The sequence below is a fragment of the Mucilaginibacter sp. 22184 genome (assembly GCF_052045695.1).
Taxonomy (GTDB): Bacteria; Bacteroidota; Bacteroidia; order Sphingobacteriales; family Sphingobacteriaceae; genus Mucilaginibacter.
In genome coordinates this window covers 1-24,511 of the sequence record NZ_JBQEPI010000005.1, presented here as the reverse complement: position 1 = coordinate 24,511, position 24,511 = coordinate 1, and the positions used below count along the sequence as shown (strand labels likewise).

At 42.0% G+C, this 24,511-nt stretch carries 22 protein-coding genes and 2 tRNA genes; 14 read left to right on the top strand and 10 right to left on the bottom strand.

The window, feature by feature from the left end; all coding sequences use genetic code 11:
* The first annotated feature begins 55 nt into the window (after positions 1–55).
* The 7 genes from ACTJKG_RS12105 to ACTJKG_RS12075 all read left to right on the top strand — a co-directional run bounded on the left by ACTJKG_RS12105 (position 56) and on the right by ACTJKG_RS12075 (position 8,493).
* The gene (locus ACTJKG_RS12105; protein ID WP_440739350.1) at positions 56–661 is read left to right on the top strand and encodes a thiamine phosphate synthase; all 606 of its coding nucleotides are present in this window, start codon (positions 56–58) and stop codon (positions 659–661) included.
* The gene (locus ACTJKG_RS12100) at positions 658–1,302 is read left to right on the top strand and encodes a thiamine phosphate synthase (protein ID WP_440739349.1); all 645 of its coding nucleotides are present in this window, start codon (positions 658–660) and stop codon (positions 1,300–1,302) included. The genes ACTJKG_RS12105 and ACTJKG_RS12100 overlap by 4 nt, the downstream gene beginning before the upstream one ends.
* 1 nt (position 1,303) lies before the next feature.
* A complete protein-coding gene (locus ACTJKG_RS12095; RefSeq protein ID WP_440739348.1) occupies positions 1,304–2,071 on the top strand; it encodes a thiazole synthase in 768 nt (255 codons plus the stop codon).
* Positions 2,064–3,176, top strand: coding sequence for a 2-iminoacetate synthase ThiH (gene thiH / locus ACTJKG_RS12090; protein WP_440739347.1), 1,113 nt, complete (start codon positions 2,064–2,066; stop codon positions 3,174–3,176). Before ACTJKG_RS12095 ends, thiH begins: the two co-directional genes overlap by 8 nt.
* Before the next feature lie 62 nt (positions 3,177–3,238).
* On the top strand, positions 3,239–4,288 hold the full coding sequence (gene moeB / locus ACTJKG_RS12085; RefSeq protein ID WP_440739346.1) for a molybdopterin-synthase adenylyltransferase MoeB: 1,050 nt from the start codon (positions 3,239–3,241) through the stop codon (positions 4,286–4,288).
* A 178-nt stretch (positions 4,289–4,466) separates the two neighbouring features.
* Entirely contained in the window at positions 4,467–7,865 is a 3,399-nt protein-coding gene (locus ACTJKG_RS12080; RefSeq protein ID WP_440739345.1) for a DEAD/DEAH box helicase, read from the top strand.
* Positions 7,866–8,001: 136 nt separating this feature from the next.
* Positions 8,002–8,493, top strand: a complete 492-nt coding sequence (locus tag ACTJKG_RS12075) for a DUF2004 domain-containing protein (protein ID WP_172333331.1) — start codon at positions 8,002–8,004, stop codon at positions 8,491–8,493.
* A gap of 44 nt (positions 8,494–8,537) precedes the next feature.
* On the opposite strand, the gene efp is transcribed toward ACTJKG_RS12075, so the two are convergent.
* The 8 genes from efp to kdsA form a co-directional block, all read right to left on the bottom strand.
* Complete coding sequence (efp, locus tag ACTJKG_RS12070) at positions 8,538–9,098, bottom strand: elongation factor P (protein ID WP_172333330.1); 561 nt, start codon at positions 9,096–9,098, stop codon at positions 8,538–8,540.
* 202 nt (positions 9,099–9,300) lie between these two features.
* Entirely contained in the window at positions 9,301–11,148 is a 1,848-nt protein-coding gene (locus tag ACTJKG_RS12065; RefSeq protein ID WP_172333329.1) for a CocE/NonD family hydrolase, read from the bottom strand.
* Between the two features lie 95 nt (positions 11,149–11,243).
* Positions 11,244–11,325, bottom strand: a tRNA-Leu gene (locus tag ACTJKG_RS12060).
* 94 nt (positions 11,326–11,419) lie between these two features.
* Complete coding sequence (locus ACTJKG_RS12055) at positions 11,420–12,208, bottom strand: ABC transporter substrate-binding protein (RefSeq protein WP_440739344.1); 789 nt, start codon at positions 12,206–12,208, stop codon at positions 11,420–11,422.
* A gap of 1 nt (position 12,209) precedes the next feature.
* The gene (locus ACTJKG_RS12050) at positions 12,210–13,613 is read right to left on the bottom strand and encodes an undecaprenyl-phosphate glucose phosphotransferase (protein WP_172333327.1); all 1,404 of its coding nucleotides are present in this window, start codon (positions 13,611–13,613) and stop codon (positions 12,210–12,212) included.
* Positions 13,614–13,831: 218 nt separating this feature from the next.
* Complete coding sequence (locus ACTJKG_RS12045) at positions 13,832–15,169, bottom strand: nucleotide sugar dehydrogenase (protein WP_172333326.1); 1,338 nt, start codon at positions 15,167–15,169, stop codon at positions 13,832–13,834.
* A gap of 55 nt (positions 15,170–15,224) precedes the next feature.
* A complete protein-coding gene (locus ACTJKG_RS12040; protein WP_172333325.1) occupies positions 15,225–16,160 on the bottom strand; it encodes a KpsF/GutQ family sugar-phosphate isomerase in 936 nt (311 codons plus the stop codon).
* Positions 16,161–16,351: 191 nt separating this feature from the next.
* Complete coding sequence (gene kdsA, locus ACTJKG_RS12035) at positions 16,352–17,128, bottom strand: 3-deoxy-8-phosphooctulonate synthase (protein WP_172333324.1); 777 nt, start codon at positions 17,126–17,128, stop codon at positions 16,352–16,354.
* A 207-nt stretch (positions 17,129–17,335) separates the two neighbouring features.
* Here kdsA and hscB point away from each other — a divergent pair, with 207 nt between their 5' ends.
* Together hscB and ACTJKG_RS12025 are read left to right on the top strand one after the other, a co-directional pair.
* Positions 17,336–17,860 (top strand): Fe-S protein assembly co-chaperone HscB, encoded by a 525-nt coding sequence (hscB, locus tag ACTJKG_RS12030; protein ID WP_172333323.1) that lies wholly within the window; start codon positions 17,336–17,338, stop codon positions 17,858–17,860.
* Between the two features lie 25 nt (positions 17,861–17,885).
* Positions 17,886–17,965 (top strand) — tRNA-Leu (locus ACTJKG_RS12025).
* A gap of 67 nt (positions 17,966–18,032) precedes the next feature.
* Here the strand turns inward: ACTJKG_RS12025 and ACTJKG_RS12020 are convergent.
* Positions 18,033–19,466 (bottom strand): recombinase family protein, encoded by a 1,434-nt coding sequence (locus ACTJKG_RS12020; protein ID WP_440739343.1) that lies wholly within the window; start codon positions 19,464–19,466, stop codon positions 18,033–18,035.
* Positions 19,463–19,864: a hypothetical protein gene (locus ACTJKG_RS12015; RefSeq protein WP_440739342.1), complete on the bottom strand. Its 402-nt coding sequence runs from the start codon at positions 19,862–19,864 to the stop codon at positions 19,463–19,465. The genes ACTJKG_RS12020 and ACTJKG_RS12015 overlap by 4 nt, the downstream gene beginning before the upstream one ends.
* On the opposite strand from ACTJKG_RS12015, the gene ACTJKG_RS12010 reads away from it, so the two are divergent.
* From ACTJKG_RS12010 to ACTJKG_RS11990, 5 genes are all read left to right on the top strand, one after another.
* Complete coding sequence (locus ACTJKG_RS12010; RefSeq protein ID WP_440739341.1) at positions 19,863–20,042, top strand: hypothetical protein; 180 nt, start codon at positions 19,863–19,865, stop codon at positions 20,040–20,042. The two genes, ACTJKG_RS12015 and ACTJKG_RS12010, sit on opposite strands and share 2 nt — an antisense overlap.
* Before the next feature lie 200 nt (positions 20,043–20,242).
* A complete protein-coding gene (locus tag ACTJKG_RS12005; protein ID WP_440739340.1) occupies positions 20,243–20,653 on the top strand; it encodes a mobilization protein in 411 nt (136 codons plus the stop codon).
* Positions 20,635–21,918: a relaxase/mobilization nuclease domain-containing protein gene (locus ACTJKG_RS12000; protein WP_440739339.1), complete on the top strand. Its 1,284-nt coding sequence runs from the start codon at positions 20,635–20,637 to the stop codon at positions 21,916–21,918. The genes ACTJKG_RS12005 and ACTJKG_RS12000 overlap by 19 nt, the downstream gene beginning before the upstream one ends.
* Before the next feature lie 12 nt (positions 21,919–21,930).
* Entirely contained in the window at positions 21,931–23,970 is a 2,040-nt protein-coding gene (gene mobC, locus ACTJKG_RS11995) for a conjugal transfer protein MobC (protein ID WP_440739338.1), read from the top strand.
* A gap of 331 nt (positions 23,971–24,301) precedes the next feature.
* On the top strand, positions 24,302–24,457 hold the full coding sequence (locus tag ACTJKG_RS11990; protein WP_440739337.1) for a hypothetical protein: 156 nt from the start codon (positions 24,302–24,304) through the stop codon (positions 24,455–24,457).
* The last annotated feature ends 54 nt before the right edge of the window (positions 24,458–24,511 follow it).

Below are 24,511 nucleotides of genomic sequence, written 5' to 3'. Positions count from 1 at the left end.
TATACGCGAGTCTTCGACAAGCTCAGACTGACAGGCTCTTAATGAATAAAGATATATGCAATTGATAGTTATTTCACATCCCCAGCAGGTAATCAACGAGGCTGCGATAATAAATCAACTTTTTGAGGCTGGTTTAAAGCGCTATCATTTGCGGAAACCGGCTTGGGACGAAACACAGCTGGTTGACCTGTTACAGCAGATAGATCATGCTTTTTATCCGCAGATAACATTACATCAGCAACATCACATCGCCTCGGATTTTGATATCAAGAAATTGCATTATACCGAAAAACACAGGTTAGATACAGAACCGGGTAAACTGATCCTTAAAAAAGAAGAAGGTTACGTATTGAGCACATCAATTCATAATATAAATGAGTTGAGCTCATTACCACCATTTGACTATACTTTTTTCGGGCCTGTATTTAATAGTATATCCAAACCGGATTATCAAAGCCAACTGCCCGATAATTTTCAACTGCCACCAAACACTGCAACACAGGTTATTGCCTTAGGCGGTGTAGGGTACGCAAACCTGCATAAAGTAAAACATATGGGTTTTGACGGCGCGGCGGTTTTGGGTACAATATGGAACAATCCGGCGCATGCGATCACCAACTTCAACAAATTACAGGAACACCTTTTAATTAAACAAACATGATTGATAAGCTTCATTATATATCGCAACAAACACCAATCCGTACGCATCTCTCGGCCATCAAAGAAGCCCTTAACGCGGGCTGCAAATGGATCCAACTGCGGGTAAAGGATGAGCCCGAATCTACCATCCTGGAATATGCACAAGAAGCTCAAGCATTATGCGAACAATTTAGTGCAAAGCTGATTGTGAATGACCATCCGGAGGTTGCACTGAAAGCCGGCGCTTATGGTCTGCACCTGGGTTTACAGGATATGCCCATTGCAGAGGCACGGCGTATAGTAGGCCAGGAGATGATCATCGGTGGCACAGCCAATACTTTTGAGCATATTCAACAAAGAGTTGCCGAAGGCGCCGACTATATTGGTTTGGGCCCCTACCAGTTTACCAAAACAAAAGAAAAGCTGAGTCCGATTTTGGGATTAGAGGGCTATCAGGATATTTTGGCTCAAGTAAGATCGGCAGCGATGAACATCCCCATCATCGCCATTGGTGGGATTGAACCTAATGATATTGCCGCGATCATACAAACCGGGGTACATGGCGTGGCTATTTCCGGAGCGATCACCCACGCTGCCGATGCTGCACAAACCACGCAATACATCTACCAACAGTTACATATGAACGTTTTAAAAGAAGTATAAGATGTTAAAAATAGCCGATAAAACTTTCAGTTCCCGCCTGTTCACGGGTACGGGCAAATTCAGTTCATCCGCCTTGATGGAGGAAGCTTTGGTAGCTTCGGGATCAGAATTGGTTACCGTAGCTCTGAAACGGGTTGATGTGAGGAACAATGAGCAAGACGATCTGCTGATCCGCTTAAAATACCCGCATATTAACCTGCTGCCCAATACATCTGGCGTGCGCAATGCTAAAGAAGCCGTTTTTGCGGCACAACTGGCACGGGAGGCCCTGGAAACCAACTGGATAAAACTGGAGATCCATCCTGATCCCAAATACCTGATGCCCGATCCTATTGAAACACTTAAAGCCACGGAAGAACTGGCCAAAATGGGCTTTGTAGTACTCCCCTATATCCATGCCGACCCGGTTTTATGTAAACGACTGGAGGATGCGGGTACCGCAGCGGTAATGCCTCTGGGTTCGCCGATTGGCAGCAACAAGGGATTAAAAACCATTGATTTTTTAGAGATCATCATCGCACAAAGCAACGTGCCCGTAATTGTTGATGCCGGGATTGGTTCGCCATCTGATGCTGCCCGGGCACTTGAGATTGGCGCCGACGCGGTCTTGGTAAACACCGCCATAGCTGTTTCGGGTGATCCTGTGCGTATGGCCGCGGCCTTTAAAATTGCTGTGGAGGCTGGTCGGATGGCCTTTGAGGCTAAGTTGGCCTCACCTGTTTCACATGCTGTCGCCAGTAGTCCACTAACCTCTTTTTTAGATGCATAGCTTTAACGATATTTTTGAAACCTATAACTGGGACGAGGTAAAAACCAGCATCTACGCCAAAACCGGCGCGGATGTGGAAAAAGCTTTATCAGCTACCAAACGTACGCTGGAAGATTTCAAAGCTTTGGTTTCACCCGCGGCTGCTCCTTATCTGGAACAAATGGCACAACTTAGCCAGCAATTAACCCTTAAACGTTTTGGCAAGGTGATCCAGATGTATGTACCGCTTTATCTATCCAACGAATGCAGCAATATTTGCACCTATTGTGGCTTTAGTTACGATAATAAAGTAAGGCGAAAAACGCTGTCGCCCATGGAAATTATGCGGGAAGTGGCAGTGATCAAGGATATGGGATATGAACATGTGCTTTTGGTGACCGGCGAGGACAATGTTACGGTGCATGTAGATTATTTTAAGAAGGCGCTGGAACTTATCCGTCCACACTTTGCGCATATCTCTATGGAGGTACAGCCCATGGATCTGGAAGATTATGAACAACTTACGCCATACGGCTTAAACACCGTACTGGTTTATCAGGAAACCTATCACCGGGAAGATTACAAAAAACATCATCCCAAAGGCAAAAAATCCAATTTCAAGTACCGCCTCGAAACACCTGACAGGCTCGGTCAGGCTGGTATCCATAAAATGGGCCTGGGCGTATTGATAGGTCTGGAAGACTGGCGTACCGATTGTTTTTTTACCGCCCTGCACCTGAATTACCTGGAAAAACGATACTGGCAAAGCAAATACAGTTTATCGTTCCCCAGATTACGCCCATTTAGCGGTGGATTAGAACCTAAGGTAGAAATGAATGATCGCGAATTGGTTCAACTGATCTGTGCCTATCGCTTGTTTAACGAGGAGGTAGAACTATCAATTTCTACACGCGAATCGCCGCATTTTCGGAACAATATCATCAAACTAGGTATCACCTCCATCAGTGCGGGTTCAAAAACCAATCCGGGAGGCTATGCCGTTGAGCCAGAATCATTGGAGCAGTTTGAAATATCGGATGAACGGAGCCCCGCAGAGATTGCCCGGGTGATCAGCCAGCAGGGATATGAACCGGTATGGAAGGATTGGGATAATTGTTTAACATAGTGCCTTACCCTGCCCTTTACATCCCGATAGCTATCGAGAGAGAGGGTTCAAAATATAAAAAGATGTTGGAACGTGATGAACTGAAACTATATAACCGCCAGATCATACTGCCAGAATTGGGTTTAATCGGTCAGGAAAAATTAAAAGCTGCCAGCGTGCTGATGATCGGCGCAGGTGGCTTGGGTTGCCCTGTTTTACAATACCTGGTGACTGCCGGTGTTGGCCATATTGGTATAGTTGATGATGATGTGATAGATATGAGCAACTTGCACCGGCAGATCTTATATACTATTACCGATGTGGGAAAACCCAAAGCCGAAACGGCTAAACAAAAGCTGGAATGGCTTAACCCTTTCGTAGAATTGATTGCTTATCAGGAAAGATTAAATGCTGATAACGCAGAAAAACTTATTAAGGAATACCACATCATCATCGATGGTTCGGACAACTTTACCACACGCTACCTTGTTAATGATATCTGTGTAGCCCTAAACAAACCCCTGGTATTTGGTTCCATTTTTAAGTTTGAAGGACAGGTATCGGTATTCAATTATCAAGGCGGGCCAAATTACCGGGATCTGTTCCCTGAGCCCCCTCCTAACGACGAAGTACCGAATTGTGACGATGCAGGCGTTATCGGTGTACTGCCGGGTATCATCGGTACCTACATGGCCAATGAAGCCATCAAGATCATTTGTGGGATCGGTGAAACCTTATCCGGCAAACTATTCGGCATGAATGCGCTGGATAATAGCATGAGTGTTTATCAAATAACTAAGCAAAAGCAGGTTGTTTCAACACCTCCGCTTGTTGATAAAACAGTAGCCAAAGATCATGATATCAGCATAGAAACTTTAAACAACTGGCTGGCAGAATCACCTGACGACATCTGTCTTATTGATGTACGCGAGACCTATGAATTCGATGATTATAATATTGGCGGGATAAATATCCCCCTGTACGAGCTACAGGAATCTGCGGATATGATACCTCTTGACAAAAAACTGATATTCATTTGCCAAACGGGGCAAAGAAGCAAAATAGCCCTGCAATGGACAGATCCGTATTTAAAAAATGAAAAATACAGTTTAAAAAATGGGATTAAGTTTTGATGTGCGAATGACATCATGTACGAATGTATAATTTTACAGACATGCTCAAAATCAGATCATCAGGTATAATTATTTTCATCTGCACATTTGCATATCGGCACATTTGCACATCTGATCACATCTGCACATCTATTTTTTATCCTAAATTCGCTCTTGTTATTTATACCGGAGCAAAGCATTGAGCAATACAGAAACACAGGACAGCAATCACCATTTTATTTTCAGGGGCACCAACCTGGAATCGATGACCAGCAGGGATATCGCTCAATATAATTCTGCAGGTTTCTATACTGATGAAGATGCCGGGCAATATCTTAATCCGCTAAGTCTGACAGTTAACGAAGGAGCATTTAATAATCTTAAAAACATCACTTTCCCTACCGTTACAGTATCACAGGAACCCGAGCAATTGCTGGTCACCTGCACCTGTACCAACGAGTTGGGAAAATTATGCGAGCATGAGGCAGTGGTATTGCAAACCATCCTGCGAAAGGATGAATTTGTTGTGTTTTTCAATACACGGATTCGCCATCAAAAATTAAAAAACGCGGCCATACCTTATGGCTTGGAAAACGAGCCTGATCCCGATCAGTTTTTCCGGATCGAGCTGATTTATAATAAGCTGGTGATCACTTCACATTCTCCCGATCTTTTCCCAGTGACTAAAGAAAGCCTGAACACGCTGCGCACCATGCTACCTTCGAACCCTGATCAGCCGCCAGCGTCATCCCTTGATGATCAGGAACAAAGCGCATTTGTGGTGATCCGGGAGCATAAATATTATAAGTATCTGCATGTAGAGCTTTTTGCTTCGGCACTTACCAAAGAGGGAAAATTAAAAAACCCGCTGAACCGCCTGGAACCCATGGACCTGGTCTGGAAAACTACCGATCATGAGGAGCTGAAATTCTACACCGGTATCAGCAAATTCCAGAATAACCTTACCGGTAAAAAAAGCGAAACAGACCTGGCAGCTTTAAGAGCCATCGCTAAAAACCCAATGGGTTATCCTTTTTATTATCAGGACGCAGAAAAAGGAGAAAAGATCAGTGCCTCATCATTGATACCCGTAAAAGTAGCACCGCTTCCGCAGGGTGTGCAGCTCCGCGTAAAACCCGACGGATCTTTTTTTGAACTATCGCTTGATATCACTATTGATGGCGAACGCCGCACACTGAAAGACCAGCGCATCATGTTCAGCTATTTTTTGCTTAATGGCGATACACTGTACTTGGCCGATAACCTGCAGGCTCTGAGTGTGATGAGTTTCCTGAAGCAAAGGCCAGGCAATATGCTTGTGCACCAATCCAAATACCCTTTGATCAAAAGCCAATGGCTGGGCAAACTGGAGGATACCATCGATGTAAAATACCAGCACATTCAAACCGCCACGCCAAAGCAGCTGGAGCAGATGGGCTTTAACCAGGATCCGGAAAAGATCATCTACCTGTCGGATTTTGGGAGCCATATTATGCTTATCCCGGTTATGCGGTATGGTGAAGCCGAAATACAAATCCGTACCCCAAAAAATATTTATGCCATTGATGCTAACGGAAAAGAATTCCTGGTACAGCGCAATGAGCCCGCTGAAAAAGCCTTTATAGCCAGTTTGATAAGGCAGCATCCTTATTTTGAGGAACAAGCTGATGACGACCTGCACTATTTTTACCTGCATAAAAAACACTTCCTGAATGAAGATTGGTTTCCGGATGTTTTTGAACAATGGCGTAATCAGCAGATCACTATACTGGGTTTTAATGAGATAGAAGGTAACCGGCTTAGTCCTTACAAGATCAGTATTGATATTAAGGTACTGAGTGGCATGAATTGGTTTAATACCATTATAGAAGCCAAGTTTGGACAAAAGAAAGCGAGCTTAAAAGCTTTGCATAAAGCTATCCGCAACAAAAGTAAATTTGTACAGTTGGATGATGGTACACTCGGCATCCTCCCTGCTGAATGGATTGCCAAATTTGAAAGCTATTTTAACGCGGGCGAAGTTGCGGACGATGATATGCTACACACGCCTAAAATCAATTTTTCATCTATAGAGACGATCTATGAGGCACAAGTGCTGGCAGAAGAAGTTAAACAGGACCTGAGGATTTACCGCGAGAAATTTGCAAACTTCGAAACGATCAACCCCGTTGATGTGCCCGCTGATTTATTAGGAACCCTTCGCCCCTATCAACAACAGGGATTAAACTGGCTCAACTTCCTGGACGATTTTAATTTTGGCGGCTGCCTGGCAGACGATATGGGCCTGGGAAAATCAATCCAGGTGATAGCTTTTATCCTGTCGCAACGTAAAAAGATTAGTCAAAACACCAACCTGATTGTCGTGCCGACATCACTCATTTTTAACTGGCAGCAGGAAATACAAAAATTCGCCCCTTCCATTCGCTTGCATACCCTTTATGGGGCCGACCGGGTAAAGGAGATACATGATTTTGATCAATACGAAATTATCCTCACGAGCTACGGCAATATGCTCTCTGATGTTCGTTTTCTGAAAGATTACCATTTTAACTATGTTATTCTGGACGAATCACAGAACATCAAGAATCCGTCATCGCAACGATATAAGGCAGCCCGTCTGCTAAAATCGCGCAATAAACTGGTGGTAACCGGCACACCTATAGAAAATAACACCTTTGACCTGTACGGCCAGCTTTCCTTTGCCTGCCCCGGTTTACTGGGCGGTAAGCAATACTTTAAGGATATCTATTCTACACCTATTGATCAGTTCAAGAGCGCGATCCGTGCTGCCGAATTACAGAAAAAGATAAAGCCTTTTATCCTGAGAAGAACCAAGGAGCAGGTAGCCGGCGATCTGCCCGAGAAAACAGAAATGGTACTACATTGCGAAATGGGTGCCGAACAAAAACGGATCTATGATGCTTACGAAAAGGAATTCAGGGAATATATTTCGGCCATTGATAATGAGGAGCTGAAGAAAACCCCGATGAACGTATTAAAAGGGCTTACCAAGCTCCGCCAGATCTGCGATTCGCCGGTTTTAATGAGTGGCGACCGGCTGCCGGGCAAAGAGTCGGCCAAGATCGATACGCTGATCGAGCAAATAGAAAGCAAATCGCCGGAGCATAAAATACTGGTGTTTTCGCAATTCACCGGTATGCTCGACCTGATTAGCGAAGAACTGCTCAAGCGGAAGATCTCCTTTGTGCAGCTCACCGGCAAAACCCGCAACCGCGAAGCCGTAGTACAATCATTTCAACAGGATCATCACTGCCGGGTATTCCTCATCAGCCTAAAAGCCGGTGGCACAGGACTCAACCTTACCGAAGCTGATTATATCTACCTCATCGACCCCTGGTGGAACCCGGCAGTTGAAAATCAGGCGATTGACCGTGCTCACCGCATAGGGCAAAACAAAAGAGTTGTAGCCATCAGGCTGATCTGCCCTGGTACTGTAGAAGAAAAGATCATGCAGATACAGGAAAACAAAAAAGGCCTTGTGCATGACCTGGTTAAAACGGATACCAACATCCTCAAATCCCTATCCCGGCAGGATCTGTTGGATCTGCTCACGCCTATGAATGTTTTATCGGTTTAGGTGGAGATATGGTGGTGTGTTTTTTCTTCCACTCAGAATATGTTTTATCAGATAAAATTTAACATATCTATTATCAAAATGTCATTCAATTATTATTAAAAATCAATATGTTTAAGTCATTAAACCTTGACAACAAATGATTATAAATCTTCCATTCTTTAACGAGTTAGATTCTGATTCTTTAACAGATTATTATGAAATTGATATTGATTTAGAGCAGAACCAAATTCAATTAGATATAAATTTCGACGAAACAAACATTGAACCTGGTAGACTTGCTGTTTTAAAAAGCTATTTGGATGATCTTCCTAAAATTATTGATACTGCAAAAAAAGAGATCTTCAATGACTTTGACCAGGGCGACGCGGTTAAGGAATATTTAACTTTTCATACCGAAGAACTCGATCAGAGTGACTTGGATAAACTTCTGAAAAATACAGACAAGAACTTGTCTATTGATCTTCAATTACTTTCCATATTAAAATTAAGAAGAATTGGCTTTTATCCAGACGAAGAAGAAGAGTTCGCCATTTTAGACTTTATTCTTGATAAAGATATATCACAATATATTCTGGTTGTAAAAATGAATGATAACAAAACCCTTGATCACATAACCATGGAAAGCTGAATGCAAAAAAAAGCCGGCCTTAACGACCGGCTTTTTTGTCTTACCTATTTAGCACGCTCAACGTATTCGCCGGTACGGGTATCTACCTTTATTCTATCGCCCTGATTAACAAATAGAGGCACTTTAATTTCTATACCATTTTCGGTAGTCGCTGTTTTCAGCGCGCCTGATGAGGTATCACCTTTAACGGCAGGTTCGGCGTAGGTAATTTCCAGCTCCACAAAGTTGGGTGCTACAGCCATGATCGGTTCTTCGCTTTCAAACGAAACGATTACGCTCATACCTTCTTTCAGGAATTTCACCGCGGGCCCAAAAAGCGCCTTAGGGATATTATGCTGCTCAAAGGTGGTATTATCCATGATCACCATGGCGTCGCCATCTTCATACAAGTATTGAAAATCGTTGGTTTCTACACGGCAAATTTCAACCTGCTCGTCGGTGCCCAAGCGGGCCTCAACAATTTTTCCTGTTTTTATGTTACGAAACTTATCCAGGTAGAATGCTCCGCCTTTGCCTGGTGTACGGTGCAGTACTTCTGTTACGGTTACCAGTTCGCCGTTGAAGCGCAATATATTACCTACTTTAATTTCGGATGCCTTTGCCATGAAAATATAATTATAAGATTTAAGCCCCAAAGATAGATTAACTTTGCTAATCACCTAAAATTAAAGTTCGGCCGTCAAAACTTAAGTAGTTTTGATCCTTTCAATCAGTATACGTAACTACAATTTAACACCCATACCCAAAGAAAGCAAATTCATTTTTTGTTTGCTGTTCTTTTTAAGGCCATCAAAAATAGCGCTGAGGCTAAGATTTAATAACAGGTAATATGATCTTTGAACTGTTGTGATAAACATTGATAGTTTCTTTTACAAAATCCGTATCCTTTGCCTGGTTAATATCCAAAAATTGCTGCGGATTTCTGTCTGTTAACGGGAACCACGAGCTCTGTATCTGTACCATTATTTTATGGCCTTTTTTAAAGGTATGTGCAACATCGGGCAGCGTGTACTTTACCCGTGTTGGTTTACCAGGTACAAATGGCTCAGGCTTTTCAAAACTGTTGCGAAATTTGCCCCGCATGGTTTCTGCGCGTACCAGCATCTGATACCCACTCATCGGATATCTGGTGATTGGGTTAGCCTGTGTATCTTCCGGAAAAACATCAATTAGCTTTACTATAAAATCAGCGTCTGTGTTCGATAGGCTTACCAATAGGTCGGCAACTACCGGACCTGCTAATGTTATATCATCCGTTAGTATTCCTGTATCATAAACCAGCACATCCGTACGGCGTGCGGCAAAACGCTGGTCATCAACCATATATTCACGGGTACGGTCGGCATGTATTTTTTCCGCATAAGGTACCGGCTTAGCAGGGTCGCTTACATAGCTGTCAAAAGTAGGCTTTGTACTTTTTGTGGCTGTAAATGATATCTTACCATGTGGCAACAGGTAAATTGGTGTTTCTTTGATATCGGCTAGCGGCCATTGCGAAAATTTACGCCATTTGTTTTCGCCCGAGAAGAAAATTGTCACTTTACTTAACGAGTCGGTTCCTTTTCCCTTTAGGTAATAATTAAAGAACGGAACTTCCATATCCTGGTAATAAGCTGCCGTATTACTATCAAACCGCACATTGCCTAAATGAGTACCGTCTCTGCTCGCCCATTGGCCATGGTACCAGGGCCCCATGACAAGCTTACTGTTTGTTGCAGGGCTTTGCTTAATCAAAGCTTCATAAGTATGCCAGGCGCCGTATCCATCCTCTGCATCAAACAATCCTCCGGTTATCAGCATAGCCGGTTTAACATTTTTTATTCCGGCACGGGCATCACGCGCTTTCCACCAGGCATCCAGGTTGGGATGGTTCATCATGTCGCTCCAAAATTTCATGGTATCACCACTCAATTTGGTCAAATTGGGCATTGCCCCCATTTTTAAATAATAATCGTAATTGTCTTTATAATTGATGTCAACGCCTTTGGCCCCTTTTATGGATGGTTTACGGCTTGGCGCGCTAAAACCATAGCCTACATGAAAATCAAAGGCGTCCATCAGCATCAAAACACCATTATGGTGGTCATCATCACCAAAAAAACGATCGGTAACCGGTGCCTGCGGACTAACTGCCTTTAGCGCCGGATGCCCGCTTAGCGCTATCATGGTAGCAAAAAAGCCAGGGAACGATATACCTATTCCGCCAACATTACCATTGTTGTTATCAATATTTTTAACCAGCCAGTCAATCGTATCATAACTATCGCTTGCTTCATCAACATCCTTATTTGTTTTTTTTTGGGGGTTAAATGGCCTTACAACTTCAAATATCCCCTCGCTCATGTACTTGCCACGGATATCCTGGTTAACCATAATATAGCCCTCGCGGCAGTAGCGCATCATATAACCCCGCCAATACGGCCTGTAAGCTGCACCATAAGGCCCAACCGAATATGGGGTTCGGGTTAATAATATGGGATGTTTTTCTGATTGATCTTTTGGTATGTAGATAGATGTGAAAAGCTTAACCCCATCCCGCATCGGTATAGTTACTTCTTTTTTAATATAATTATTTACAAACCACGTTGAATCAACGTTTTGGGCGTTGGCTGTAATTGAAAAGAAAAGTAATACCGATAAGTAAATGTTTTTCATATAAAAGAATAGGAGCTTTGAAGCTAAATATATTGATTTTTGCTGGGAATGAAAACAAAAAACCCAGTCAAATATGACCGGGTTTTTAACTGTTGTGCGGAAGAAGGGACTCGAACCCCCACGCCGTGAAGCGCCAGATCCTAAGTCTGGTGCGGCTACCAATTACGCCACTTCCGCATTAGGATTTTTAAGAGGTCGCAAAGATAGTGTTTAATGCTAAATTTTAAAACAAAAATTTAGTTTTTTAGCTATCTCTCTCATTTCTTTGCTATTAATTTAACGTTAATTCATTTATTATGCTTTTAAAATAGCCAGGGGCATACAATAATCGGCTGCCATACCACGAAAATATTTCACCATCAACCAGCATGATTTTTGCCTTAGGCAGCATAAGCTGAAATTCGTCGATATGTTTTTGCTTAAACGGATATGGTTCTGATGATAAAAGGATCAGATCGGGGTTAATTTTTATAATTTCCAGCGAGCTTATCTCCGGATAACGATCAATATCAATAATGTTCGTAAGTCCGCATTTTTGAAGCATATTATCAATAAAAGTCCCAGTTCCGGCAACCATATAAGGCTTGCGCCAGATAAAATAAGCTACGCTTAAATTTGTGTTTGGTAATGCAAGATTGTTAAAGCGGTTAGTAATATCAACACACAGCCTATTGGCTTCTGTTTCGCGATTGACCAGCAACCCTACAGTACGGATCATATCAAGCGCGCTATTCAGGTCATGGATGTCGCTTACCCAAACCGGGCAAATATTCATGAGTTCCTCTACCTGGCTGCGTTCATTTTCTTCTTTATTGGCGATGATCAGATCGGGCTTTAAAGCTTTTATCAGTTCGATATTTAATTGTTTGGTACCCCCTACTTTAGTTACCGTTTGAAATTTATCCTTCGGATGGATGCAAAACTTAGTGATGCCAATGACCTCCGTATCGAGCCCTAAATAGAACAACAATTCAGTTTGCGATGGTACTATAGATATGATCCTTTTGGGGATTGCCGGCAAGCTGATTACACGATTGAGCTGATCGTGAAAAATAGCCATGTTAAAACGCGTTTTTCTCGCCTTTCACCACATTCCATACGGTAAGGAAGATGATCTTCATATCCAGCAGGAACGACCAATTTTCCAGGTACCAAACATCAGCTTCTACCCGTTCAAGCATAGCCTGGGTTGTTTGTGTTTCGCCTCTAAGGCCCTGTATCTGCGCCCAGCCGGTAATGCCCGGTTTAAGAAAGTGGCGTACCATGAAAGTATCAATCAATTGAGAGTATTGCTGGGTATGGCTAATCATGTGTGGCCTTGGCCCTACTACAGACATATTACCTAAAAGTACGTTGAAAAACTGTGGTAATTCATCAATACTTGTTTTACGGATAAACGCCCCTGTTTTGGTAATACGCGAGTCGCCGCGGGTCGCTTGCTTCTTATCAGAATCTTTATTTACCCGCATGCTTCGGAACTTATAGCATTTGAAAGGCTTATTGTCGCGACCTGAGCGTTCCTGCACAAAAAATATAGGCCCCCTTGATTCCAGTTTTATCAAAATAGCGAGTATAGGAAATAACCAGCTAAACACGAATAAAATGATAAACAGCGAAAATGCAACGTCAAATAATCGCTTAATTGACCGGTTAAGCATGTTCTCTAAAGGCTCGGGCCTTACTGATATTACCGGAATATGCCCAAAGCTTTGTATAAAAGTTGGTTTTTTGGCGTAATCATAATATTCGGGAATGAATTTAAACCTGATGAGGTTTTTATCAGCATCGAGCATCAGCTTTTCAATAGTTTGCGCCTCTGAATTAGGCAGGGTACAAAATATTTCATCAACTTTATTATTAAGCACCCAGCTAATACAATCTTCCGTTCCGCCCAGATAAAGACGCTTATCCATAATATGATCGGTGTTATCATCAAAGAATCCGATCATGCTATATCCGCGTTCGGGATTTAATTTAAAAAAGCTGTAAAGGTCGGCACCTATTCTGCCGCCTCCAATAATAATTACGGCCCTGGTATCAATCAATGAAGCACGATCGCTTTTACGTATGGTGAGGAATACCAGCTTCCATAACCCCAGCAAAAAGCCAAATAATGCCAAAGAATAAAACAAATATTCACGCGTTATAAAATACGCCTTTGTGCCTATCAGTATGATAATGGTGAAACAAATAAAGCTTACAAATAAAAGATAGGTTTTAATTACACCCCGATAAGTTTTTATGGAGTCTTTGTTTAAAACATGTTCATATAAACCGGTGATATTTGCGGATAACAGCCAGATCAAATTAAACACCAGCACAATGGGTAAATATCTCCTGTTATTTATCCAAAAAATATACGATCTGTCTTCGATGAAGTAAGAAATTACCATGCTTATATTAAGTATAATATAGTCAATGGTAAGGTTCACTGCTTTAATAAAAGTAGCGTATCTGTGAATCATTTATTAGAGCTTATTATAGTAGAAAACACACGCTAAAATTAGCATAATTTATTTATAAAGCAACCTGAAGGCTGAATGTTAAACGGGTTGTAAAGCTGTAAAGTTGCTGCCCGCAAAATTATAAATTAAGAGAATCCATACAAAACCAAATATAAAACAATTAACTAAAACAAAAGACCCCGCAATATATAAACAGTTTTTTATATAGCCGACAGGAATTATAAACGCCCGCTTACAAGATCTTTTTCTAAAATTCCTTTGATATCATATATAACCGATAAATCGTTTTTCTTGAGCTCATTGTAATTTAGATTAAGAAATTCCCGGTGTCCTACGGCAATAACTATCGCGTCATAATTTCCGCGCAATTTATGAATGTCCTTTACCGTATCTACGCCATACTCTTGTTTAACTTCAGCCGGATCAGCCCAGGGGTCATATATTTCACAACGGGCTTCGAAGCCGCTTAAAACTTTTACAATATCAATGACCCGGGTGTTACGCACATCCGGGCAATTTTCTTTAAAGGTAAAACCTAATATTAGTATATTGGAGTATTTAACTGATATATCGTTTTTTATCATCAGTTTTATAACCTCCAAGGCTACGTAAGTACCCATACCATCATTCAGTCTGCGCCCTGCTAGTATGATCTCAGGATGATAACCCACCTCTTGTGCCTTTTGAGCAAGATAATACGGATCAACCCCTGTACAATGCCCGCCAACCAGTCCAGGTTTAAAATTCAGGAAATTCCATTTGGTGCCCGCGGCTTCTAAAACAGCATGGGTATCAATATCCATGATGTTAAATATTTTGGCCAACTCGTTTACAAAAGCAATATTGATATCCCGTTGCGAATTTTCGATAACCTTGCATGCTTCGGCCACTTTTATATTGGGCGCCTTGTGCGTTCCCGCGGTTATAATAGACCGGTAAAGCCCATCAATAAAATCAGCGGCCTCGGTTGTTGATCCCGAGGTTACCTTTAAAATATTGGTAAGTGTATGCACCTTGTCGCCCGGATTGATACGTTCTGGTGAATATCCAGCAAAAAAGTCAGCATTAAATTTAAGTCCGGAGCTTTGCTCCAACACCGGGATACAAACATCTTCTGTAGCACCCGGATATACTGTAGATTCATAGATCACCACATCCCCTGCTTTAAGCACGCTGCCTACACTTTCACTGGCTTTAATCAGCAAACCCAGATCAGGACGATTATATTGATCTGTAGGGGTAGGAACAGCGATGATATAAATAGTACAGGAAGCGATATCCTGGATAGAAGATGTAAATAAAAGCCCTTTATCTGCTGCTACATTAGTTGTTAATACCGAAGATAATACAGCCGAATCCGTTTCGAGGGTACGATCAAAGGCACTGTTCAATTCTTCAACACGGCTTTGTTTGATATCAAACCCTTTTACCGGGTATTTTTTGGCAAACTCTACGGCTAAGGGCAACCCAACATATCCTAATCCAATAATAGCAATATGAGTATTGGCTGATGGTGTAAATTTTTTTTGGAATTGATTTGACTCTTGATCAATCATTTTATATAGCTGTAGATCGTAAATATAGATTTATTTTTTTGTCGCTTAGCCTACCCTATTGATTATAGATCTGGTAAACTCCCTTGATAGTTCTTTCCAATGCAGAACCCACTAACAGTGTTGTGATCTTTTTTTCGATCATTAATTGTTCGGCCCGGCTCACGAATTCCTCTTCATCAATAATAATAGGGTTCGGGGTCATAATTTCGGCAACCGTTAAAGTTGAAGTATCCGGATGTTGTAATAATGCCCTGCGCAAATCACCGTCGGTAACTATTCCTTTGATATAAGTGGCGTCCCCTACCATTACCATCCCTAATCTCCCGGCAGACATGCTGAGCAATAACTCCATAAAGGTGGCGCTTTCATTTATAAAAGGCAGCTTATCTGTACGCATCAGATCCTTTACCTTAACTAATAACTTACGTCCCAGGCTTCCGCCGGGATGAAACCGGGCAAAATCATGTTGCTGAAAGTCTCGTGATTCCATTAAGGCTATAGCAAGGGCATCGCCCATAACCAATGCTGCCGTAGTTGATGAAGTAGGCGCCAGTTCAAGTGGACAAGCTTCTCTTGAAATTTTTATATTTAAATGATGATGGCTGTTTTTTGCCACTGTTGAGTTCGGGTTACCCGTAACACCAATAACAACGTTCTTATTCCAGGTTAAAAATGGGATGATCCTGAGCACCTCATCCGTCTCTCCCGAGTAAGATATCAGCATCACCATATCATTGGAGCTTACCATACCCAGATCTCCATGAAAAGCTTCGCCCGGATGCAGAAAAAAACTGGGTGTTCCGGTACTGGCTAGCGTGGCTGCTATTTTCTTGCCTATCAAACCAGATTTACCTATCCCGATCACGACCAGTTTACCTGTAGATTTTAGTATAACATTAACTACTTTGGAAAATTCATCATCAATTAAGCCGGCCACATGTTGTAACGACTCAATTTCAATATCAAAAACCCTTTTAGCAATATCTTTCATCCACAATTAATTATTGAATTATTGAGTTACTGAATTAGTGATTTACACATTATTCCTTCTGTGTATGAATACATACTCATGAGCAGTACTTTATTAGGTTTACCATAATCGAAATTTTACTTATTAATTATTCAACCTGGATTCTGTTAATTCTTTAATTCAGTAAATTCAGATTCAGACAAATTAGTTCATCAAGACACCAGCGGAGCCATTACCTTATCCAGATCATGCAATTTAACCATGTTTGGGCCATCACTTAGCGCGTTATCCGGATCAGGGTGTATCTCCATAAAGTATCCATCGGCACCAAATGCCTTTGCCGCCAGGGCCATCATGGGTACAAAAGTACGATCGCCACCAGTTTTACCACCAGCACCACCGGGGCGCTGTACCGAGTGGGTACAATCCATACAAACAGGATGTCCGAAAGCTTTCATATCATAAATATTCCTGAAATCAACAGCCAGGTTATTGTATCCATACATATTACCCCGCTCGGTAAGTATCACCTGATCATTACCGGCTTCAATAACTTTTTGTGCAGGGTAAAACATATCCTGACCTGATAAAAACTGCGCTTTTTTTACATTGACTATCTTACCAGTTTTTGCAGCAGCTACCAACAGATCGGTTTGGCGGCATAAAAAAGCCGGAATTTGAAGTATATCAACTACCTGGGCAGCTATAGCAGCTTGTGCGGGTTCATGAATATCGGTAGTTACAGGCAAGCCAAAACGGTCTTTTACATTTTGCAGCATTTCCATCCCTTTTTCGATACCCGGGCCACGATACGAATGGATAGATGTACGGTTAGCTTTATCAAATGACGATTTAAATATTACAGGAACCTGATAACGTTCACCTGCTTCGGCCACTTTTTCGGCTACCTGGTATAAGAGCTCCTGGTTTTCCATTACGCATGGCCCTAATATAAAGAACGGCTTCTGCCGTATTTTTTCAAACAACATATTGCGGTGTATTATGGTGTAAGAGGCAAAGATAATGATAAGCACCAATTACAACGAATAGGAAATACCGGACACTAATTTCACGGATAAAAACTAATTAGCACGAATGGATACTCGCAAATAGAAATTGCACACAGTTCAATAATATGGATGTAATTAATGCACATCCATTCGTACTAATTAGTTTTTATTAGTGAAATTCGTGCTATGAATTATTTTGAATTTTACGACATACCTGAATCATTTGATATAGAAGCGGCATTGCTGAAAAAGAAATTTTACGCGCTAAGCAAACAATATCATCCTGATTTTTATGCCGGCGAAGATGAAACTAAACAGCAGGAAATACTGGAATTATCTACACTAAATAACAAGGCTTACCAGGTACTTTCGGACCCGGCACGCCGTATGGAATACATTTTAAAGCTGCATAACCTGGTATCTGAGGGGGCAAAACCACAACTTCCGGCAGATTTTTTAATGGAAATGATGGATATTAATGAACGCCTGATGGAAGTTGACGACGCCGGACAGCTGGCTGAGGTTACCGCGGAAGTGCTTGCTATTGAGGGCGATATTAATGACAAACTTACTAAACTGACTGCCGGTTACGAACATTTGGACCACACAGCGCAGGAAAGCCGACGCAATGAAATAGCAGAAATTTACTTTAGACAAAAATATCTGTTGCGAATTAAAGAGAGTTTAGATACATTTGCAGCCCGCTTGTAAGAAATACCACTTACAATAAGAGCATGCCCAGCTGGCGGAATTGGTAGACGCGCTGGTCTCAAACACCTGTGGGAAACCGTGCCGGTTCGACTCCGGCGCTGGGTACGTATCGGATTTTTGTCCGATATTTGAAAGGGTTGCTCCAAAAAGAGCAACCCTTTCTCTTTGAGAATCAACAAGTTATCTTCAAAGGTTGGATCAATAAAAGGTGTTCGAAAAGCACCCTCACTATAAGCCAAATTATCTTTGAACACCCCCTAACGATAGAATGCTTCTGAAAAATTGTGCATTTATTATAGATGCCCAACAAGTTAGACATCCACGGCAAAACACGTTCAAAAACGGCCTCATTACTACCTTTCACTTTTGCTCTTCCGCTCAATGCCATTTCCAATTCAGCTTTTTCTTCTTTATACTGTTTGAACCAGGTCTTATAAGTTGAGCTTTCAATTTCATTCTCCATATACCTTTTTTCCAGCAAGTATATTTTTTCATTGACCGTCTGTAACGCTTTGGTGTTTTCCCTGTTTTTCTCCTGTTTCAGCTTTATTGGTTCAACAAGCATCGCTTTAGCTTTGGTCACAAGGGTTTTAATCTGGTATGGTTTAAAAGCCAGTTCCTTTAGCACTTCGTTAAACTGATCGTGTAGCTTTGGCCCTGGAATATTGATGTAATTATGGTCAACACATTTGTAATACATATAGTATTGCTTTTTGCCCTTTGACCATCCTGCGGTATAATTCCGTCCGCACCAACATTTTAAAACACCTCTTAACGGGAAATCTTCCGCGGGTTGTATTCTTTGCGGTCGTTTATTACTCAGCATCTTTTGGGCAGCCCAATATTCTGTTTCGGTAATTATAGGCTCATGAATGCCTTTAACCAATTTCTCCGGTAAATCTCTGTATGCTGCCACCTTGATGAAGCCCGCATATAAAGGGTTGTTTAAAACATCATAAATAGCGCTGTTCCCGGTATATTTAAAACCTATTGCCTTTACATCCTTATAAATGATATACGGGGCAATACCAAGCAGGTAGTCATGAAAGATCCTTTTCACGATAACCGCCTGCGACTGGTTAATCTCAATCATGTTTGTTTTTGAACCGTCAATAATGTTCTGGTAACCGAATGGCGCACGCCCAAGATAACGGCCTTTTTCCTTAGCGTTCCTGATGCCCTGTTTAGTGCGGTGCCTGATATTGAACAGTTCTTTATTTGCCATCATGTAATCCAGCGCCCTTTTCATGAAAACATCAGGGTCGGACGTGTCCAGATCAATACGTTCGTTTGTAGAAAGCACCTTGACGCCATACTTCTTTTCAAGTTCAGCAATTTTCATTAGGGCTTCCGGCAGGTTACGGCTGAACCTGTCATGATCCAGTACAATAAGATATTGGCATTCGCCTTTGTATTTCTTTAAATGGGCTTCCAATGCCATGTAATCCGGCCTGTCAAACGTATAGCTTGATTCCCCGTTGTCTTTGAATACACCCAGCATATTTAGCTTGTTCCTTTTACAATATTCCCTGATGGAAGATTCCTGATATTCCAAAGATTTTGACTGGTCTTTAGAGCTAAGCCTTAAATATCCTAAAGCATTCATAATTCCTCTTTTATAATGATTTCTACAATGATTTTTGCTATTAAAGTTAGTAAAATATCCTCGCTTTTACTAATATTTTCTTCACTTTTTTCAATGTTTTCTATGCTTTCCAACAGCGTGTAATCCGTGAAATTTTCGGTCTGTCCGGCTGTTGGAATGCCTTTGTCAATCAGAATTTGCAAATCTGGATTAGTCATATCTTTTTCTCCTTTCAGTTGCAATATTCCCTGAAATAAGAAAGAGAAAATCCCATATGGGATAAATAAAAAAGGCACGCGTAGAAAATCATGGTTCAGCATACCCGAAGCCTCGCTTTTAAAACAATATATCCCATATGGGATTTTAAATTTTCCGTGTTCGGCAATTTTGACTGCATTAAAATTCAATTGTACGATCATGAACAGAAACAGAAAAATACCCGACCTGAAAGGGCGTAATTTCAACGGCACCTACTATCCGAAACTTAAACGTTTCCGGCAGGAACCACGTCATAAAATCCGGCAGCTTTTGCGTTCGTTCATTCCGCTAAACCAGCCGGAAATCGAAGTGCAGGCCACGCAGAAAAGTGTGCCTTAAGCAAAGGCATTTATCCAAGTTTTTAAACAATTAATCAAGTATGAACCAAAGTTCAAAAGCACTTTCGGAAGGTGCTTACTGGCCCCCGTGTGGTGGGCAGCAAGATGTATTTTTGTCCACAAAAATGATCTTGCCGTCCTTATGGCCGGTGACTTCGCTGCGGAACTTGCGAAGTCTGGAACTTTTTAAAATGGCGGATTATGTCACGAAAAAAAGCGGCAAACCAGCAAGAGCTTTTTACCTGTCCGGTAAGAACAAGGGTTACCCAAAAGACTTTTGATAATCTGGAAAAGATCAAAAAAGAAAGCGACTGCCAAAGCGTAGGTGAAGTAGCCCGTAAGATCCTATCCAAAGAAAAGATCAACTGTTTCTACCGGGACATATCATTAAATGCCCCGATGGAGGAAATGGCACTTATCCGCAAGGAACTTAAAGCTATCGGCATTAACATTAACCAGCAAACCCACCGTTTCCACATCAGCGACACCGAACAGCAACGGGCGTTTTACGTGCTGAAAACGGCAGACCTCTATAAAAAAGTCGGTGACAAGGTGGAGGAATTATTAGCCATCATATCAAAGCTTGCAGAAAAATGGTTGCCAAGATCGTAAGCGGGAAAAGCATCAGGGGAATGTTGCACTATAATGAAGATAAGGTAGCGGAGCAGCAAGCAAAACTTATCCTGTCCAGCGGCTTTGCCACCGACATTACCGGCATGAGCATGGCGCAGAAGCTGCACCGCTTTGAGAACCGCACGATGCTCAACGGCAGGGTGAAAACCAACGCTATTCATATTACGCTCAATTTTGATGCACTGGACAAACTCACTGATGCGCAGCTACAGCAGATCACAGCCGCCTATATGGAACGGATCGGCTTTGGCGACCAACCCTATTTGGTCTACAAGCATACTGATGCTGCCCACAGTCATGTACACATCGCCACAACCAATATCAAAGCGGGCGGTAAGCGTATCGACATTCACGACATTGGCAAAACCCTGTCCGAAACCGCAAGAAAGGAATTGGAAAAAGAATACGGGCTGGTAAAGGCAGAAGGCAGGGCATTGAGCAACGCTTTGGGCATAAAAGCCGCAAACATTGAAAAGGCAGGTTATGGTAAAGCACCTACCAAAAGAACCATTACTAATATTGTAAACGCCGTTATTCGCTCCTATAAGTTTACATCCCTTGCCGAGTTTAACGCCATTTTAAAGCAGTTCAATGTAACCGCAGACCGTGGCCGGGAAAATACGATGATGTTCCAGAAGAACGGGTTGATGTACAGTATCATTAATGAAAATGGCGAACACGTAGGCGTTCCGATCAAGGCCAGCGCCATTTATGACAAACCCACTTTAGCCAGTCTGGAAGAAAAGTTTATTAAAAACGTGGATAGGCGAAAACCTTATAAGGAGCCGCTTAAAGTTGCCATTGAAAAGGTATTCCAAAAGTATGCTGGCATCAGCAAAGCCACTTTTATCGCAGAACTGGCCAAACAGAACATCAACGTGGTATTCCGGCAGAACGAACAGGGCTTTACCTACGGTGTCACTTTTATAGACAACAGGAACAAAACGGTCTTTAACGGCAGCGACCTGGGCAAAGCGTACAGCGCCAAAGCCATTACCGAACGTTTCGGTGCCGTAGATAAGCTATTGATACCCGAACAGAAAACCTATCTGAAAGCACCACCGCAGACCACTTACCTGAAAAAAGAGCCAGCCGCCAAAACCTACCTGAAAGCACCAGTACAGGGTCAGCACCTGAAAGGTATGCTGGATAAAACAGAAACGGATTATAGCCTCGGCATACCACGAAAGAAAAAGAAGAAACGCAATCCTGAACAACAACAGGAACAATCCTATAACCCATAAAAACAGAAATTTATGCAAACCGGAGAAGATACCCAGGGCTTACGTAAGATCATTGACTTTACCCGCCTCATCAGCATTTTTATATTGGCCGTCCATTTTTACCTATGCTGTTATGCGGCGTTTAAGGAATGGGGTTTTACAGCGGAGGTCACCAACCGTATTATCCTGAACATAGCCAAGACCGGCCTGTTTGCCGGAATGCTCAAACCCAAGCTGGCATCACTGTTGTGCCTGCTCATTTCCCTGATCGGTGTTAAAGGCAAAAAGGACGAGAAGGTACAAAAGAACCCCATCATAGCCTATTTACTTACCGGATTGCTGTTATACTTTATCAGTGTTTTATGTTTCTACCTGAACGCTAAAACAAGCCTGATCGCTATCTTATATATCGGCATCACTGTTACCGGTTATATGCTGATCTTAACAGGCGGCGGCTTATTGTCAAGGCTTATCAAAGAAAAGTTAAACACGGATGTTTTCAATACCGATAATGAAACCTTTCCCCAGGAGGAACGGTTGCTGGAAAACGAGTATTCCGTCAATCTGCCGATGGTGTACAACCTGAAAGGCAGGCGTAGAAACGGGTGGATTAATAATATTGCACCCTTTAGAAGCACTTTAGTGTCAGGCAGCGGCGGTGCGGGCAAGACTTATTTTGTTATCCGTCATGTCATAGATCAGCACCTGAAAAAGGGATTTTCCATGTTTTTATATGATTTCAAGTTTGACGATTTGTCAAAGATCGCCTATAACAAGCTTTTAAAGTACAGCAAAAATTATCCGGTAAAACCGGCCTTTTACATCATCAATTTTGAAGACTTGAACCGTACCCACCGCTGCAATCCACTTGACCCCGCAGGCATGGACGACATTACCGATGCGACCGAAGCAAGTCGGACGATCATGCTTGGCCTAAACAGGGACTGGCTGAAAAAACAGGGCGATTTTTTCGTGGAAAGCCCCATCAACTTTTTAACGGCGGTCATCTGGTATCTGCGCAGGTATGAAAATGGAAAGTATTGCACCCTGCCTCATGCCATAGAATTGATGCAGACCGATTATGACAAGCTTTTTGCGATCCTTGAAACCGAGGAAGAAATCAAAGTATTGATTAACCCTTTTATATCCGCTTATCACAATAAGGCGATGGCACAACTGGAGGGGCAGATTGCATCTGCCAAGATCGGAATGGCGAGGTTATCCTCACCACAATTGTACTATGTACTTTCCGGCAATGATTTTATGCTTGACATTAATAATCCCGAAGCACCCAAAATCGTTTGCATGGGCAATAACCCGCAAAAAATCCAAACCTATGGTGCCGTCCTTTCCCTGTATGTGAACCGGCTGTTAAAGCTGGTCAACAAGAAAGATAAACTAAAATCCAGTTTGGTATTTGACGAATTTCCAACCCTGACGGTAGACATTATACCCACGATTTCCACAGGCAGAAGTAACCGGATTGCTGTTACGTTAGGTATCCAGTCGGTTGACCAGCTAAAGAAAGATTACGGGGCTGAACATGCGGATGTGATCGCCGGTATTTCCGGCAATATTATCAGCGGGCAGGTCACCGGGGACAGCGCAAAGAAACTGGCCGACACCTTCGGCAAGATTATGCAGAACAGGCAGAGCGTGAGCATCAACAGCAGCGATACATCAATCTCCAAATCCACCCAGATGGATTATGCCATCCCCGCATCCAAGATCGCTACTTTATCATCGGGTGAATTTGTGGGTATCGTTGCGGACAGTCCAGACCAGAAGATCAAACTTAAAATGTTTCACTGTGAGATACGGAACGACCATGCGGCCATTCAAGCGGAGGAAGAAGCTTATAAGCCCATCCCGATAATTGAAACGGTGACCGAGGAAGATGTTCAGGAAAATTATAAAAAGATCAAACGAGAGATTAGTGAATTAATCGACAAAGAGCTAACCTTAATTGATGCCAAGCAAGTATTGGAAGAAACGGTGCAGGAACGGCAAGAAAAAGCAAAAAAGGATGAAGAAAAACCCATTAATAACGATATGCAGGTTAAAACTAAGTGAAAACATCAAATTTGGTTATGTGAAAAATTGATTTCCTGATCTGTATTGTGGGAACAGAAGCATTTTTAGCCGGCTGATCTTTGTGCAGTTGTAAAGCATAAAGCTTTAAAAGAAACCACTATAGATCGATGATAATCATCTGAATAATTTTGAAATAAGAAATAACAAACTTAATTTTGAGGCTGTTAACTCTCTAAAAAAGGAGGTTACTATGAAAGATTCTCAAATTATAACACTTCAGTAGCGAATATTAAAGATTAATGATTCGCTAATTGAGGCTGATTCAAAAGAATTAGCCTTATTCATTTTTTTATTATTTAAAATTTTTCAAATGACAGAGAATCATTCACTGTCCATGTATAACTATAATACGTGGGCAAATAAAACCCTATTGAAACATTTAAAGCAATTGCCAGAAGGGACCTGGATAAAACACATGAAAATGACCCTATCCGGCCAGATCAAAAAGGCCCCCTTCGCCAGTTGAAAGTGACCACGTTCGCCAAAGCAAAGTGACCCCTCTTCGCCACGTGAAAGTGAC

Coding starts and splice junctions, on each gene's coding strand:
- ACTJKG_RS12105 (WP_440739350.1), top strand. CDS start 56: ATGCAATTGATAGTTATTTCACATCCCCAGCAGGTAATCAACGAGGCT.
- ACTJKG_RS12100 (WP_440739349.1), top strand. CDS start 658: ATGATTGATAAGCTTCATTATATATCGCAACAAACACCAATCCGTACG.
- ACTJKG_RS12095 (WP_440739348.1), top strand. CDS start 1,304: ATGTTAAAAATAGCCGATAAAACTTTCAGTTCCCGCCTGTTCACGGGT.
- thiH (WP_440739347.1), top strand. CDS start 2,064: ATGCATAGCTTTAACGATATTTTTGAAACCTATAACTGGGACGAGGTA.
- moeB (WP_440739346.1), top strand. CDS start 3,239: ATGTTGGAACGTGATGAACTGAAACTATATAACCGCCAGATCATACTG.
- ACTJKG_RS12075 (WP_172333331.1), top strand. CDS start 8,002: ATGATTATAAATCTTCCATTCTTTAACGAGTTAGATTCTGATTCTTTA.
- efp (WP_172333330.1), bottom strand. CDS start 9,098: ATGGCAAAGGCATCCGAAATTAAAGTAGGTAATATATTGCGCTTCAAC.
- ACTJKG_RS12065 (WP_172333329.1), bottom strand. CDS start 11,148: ATGAAAAACATTTACTTATCGGTATTACTTTTCTTTTCAATTACAGCC.
- ACTJKG_RS12055 (WP_440739344.1), bottom strand. CDS start 12,208: ATGGCTATTTTTCACGATCAGCTCAATCGTGTAATCAGCTTGCCGGCA.
- ACTJKG_RS12050 (WP_172333327.1), bottom strand. CDS start 13,613: ATGATTCACAGATACGCTACTTTTATTAAAGCAGTGAACCTTACCATT.
- ACTJKG_RS12045 (WP_172333326.1), bottom strand. CDS start 15,169: ATGATTGATCAAGAGTCAAATCAATTCCAAAAAAAATTTACACCATCA.
- ACTJKG_RS12040 (WP_172333325.1), bottom strand. CDS start 16,160: ATGAAAGATATTGCTAAAAGGGTTTTTGATATTGAAATTGAGTCGTTA.
- kdsA (WP_172333324.1), bottom strand. CDS start 17,128: ATGTTGTTTGAAAAAATACGGCAGAAGCCGTTCTTTATATTAGGGCCA.
- hscB (WP_172333323.1), top strand. CDS start 17,336: ATGAATTATTTTGAATTTTACGACATACCTGAATCATTTGATATAGAA.
- ACTJKG_RS12020 (WP_440739343.1), bottom strand. CDS start 19,466: ATGAATGCTTTAGGATATTTAAGGCTTAGCTCTAAAGACCAGTCAAAA.
- ACTJKG_RS12010 (WP_440739341.1), top strand. CDS start 19,863: ATGAACAGAAACAGAAAAATACCCGACCTGAAAGGGCGTAATTTCAAC.
- ACTJKG_RS12015 (WP_440739342.1), bottom strand. CDS start 19,864: ATGATCGTACAATTGAATTTTAATGCAGTCAAAATTGCCGAACACGGA.
- ACTJKG_RS12005 (WP_440739340.1), top strand. CDS start 20,243: ATGTCACGAAAAAAAGCGGCAAACCAGCAAGAGCTTTTTACCTGTCCG.
- ACTJKG_RS12000 (WP_440739339.1), top strand. CDS start 20,635: ATGGTTGCCAAGATCGTAAGCGGGAAAAGCATCAGGGGAATGTTGCAC.
- mobC (WP_440739338.1), top strand. CDS start 21,931: ATGCAAACCGGAGAAGATACCCAGGGCTTACGTAAGATCATTGACTTT.
- ACTJKG_RS11990 (WP_440739337.1), top strand. CDS start 24,302: ATGACAGAGAATCATTCACTGTCCATGTATAACTATAATACGTGGGCA.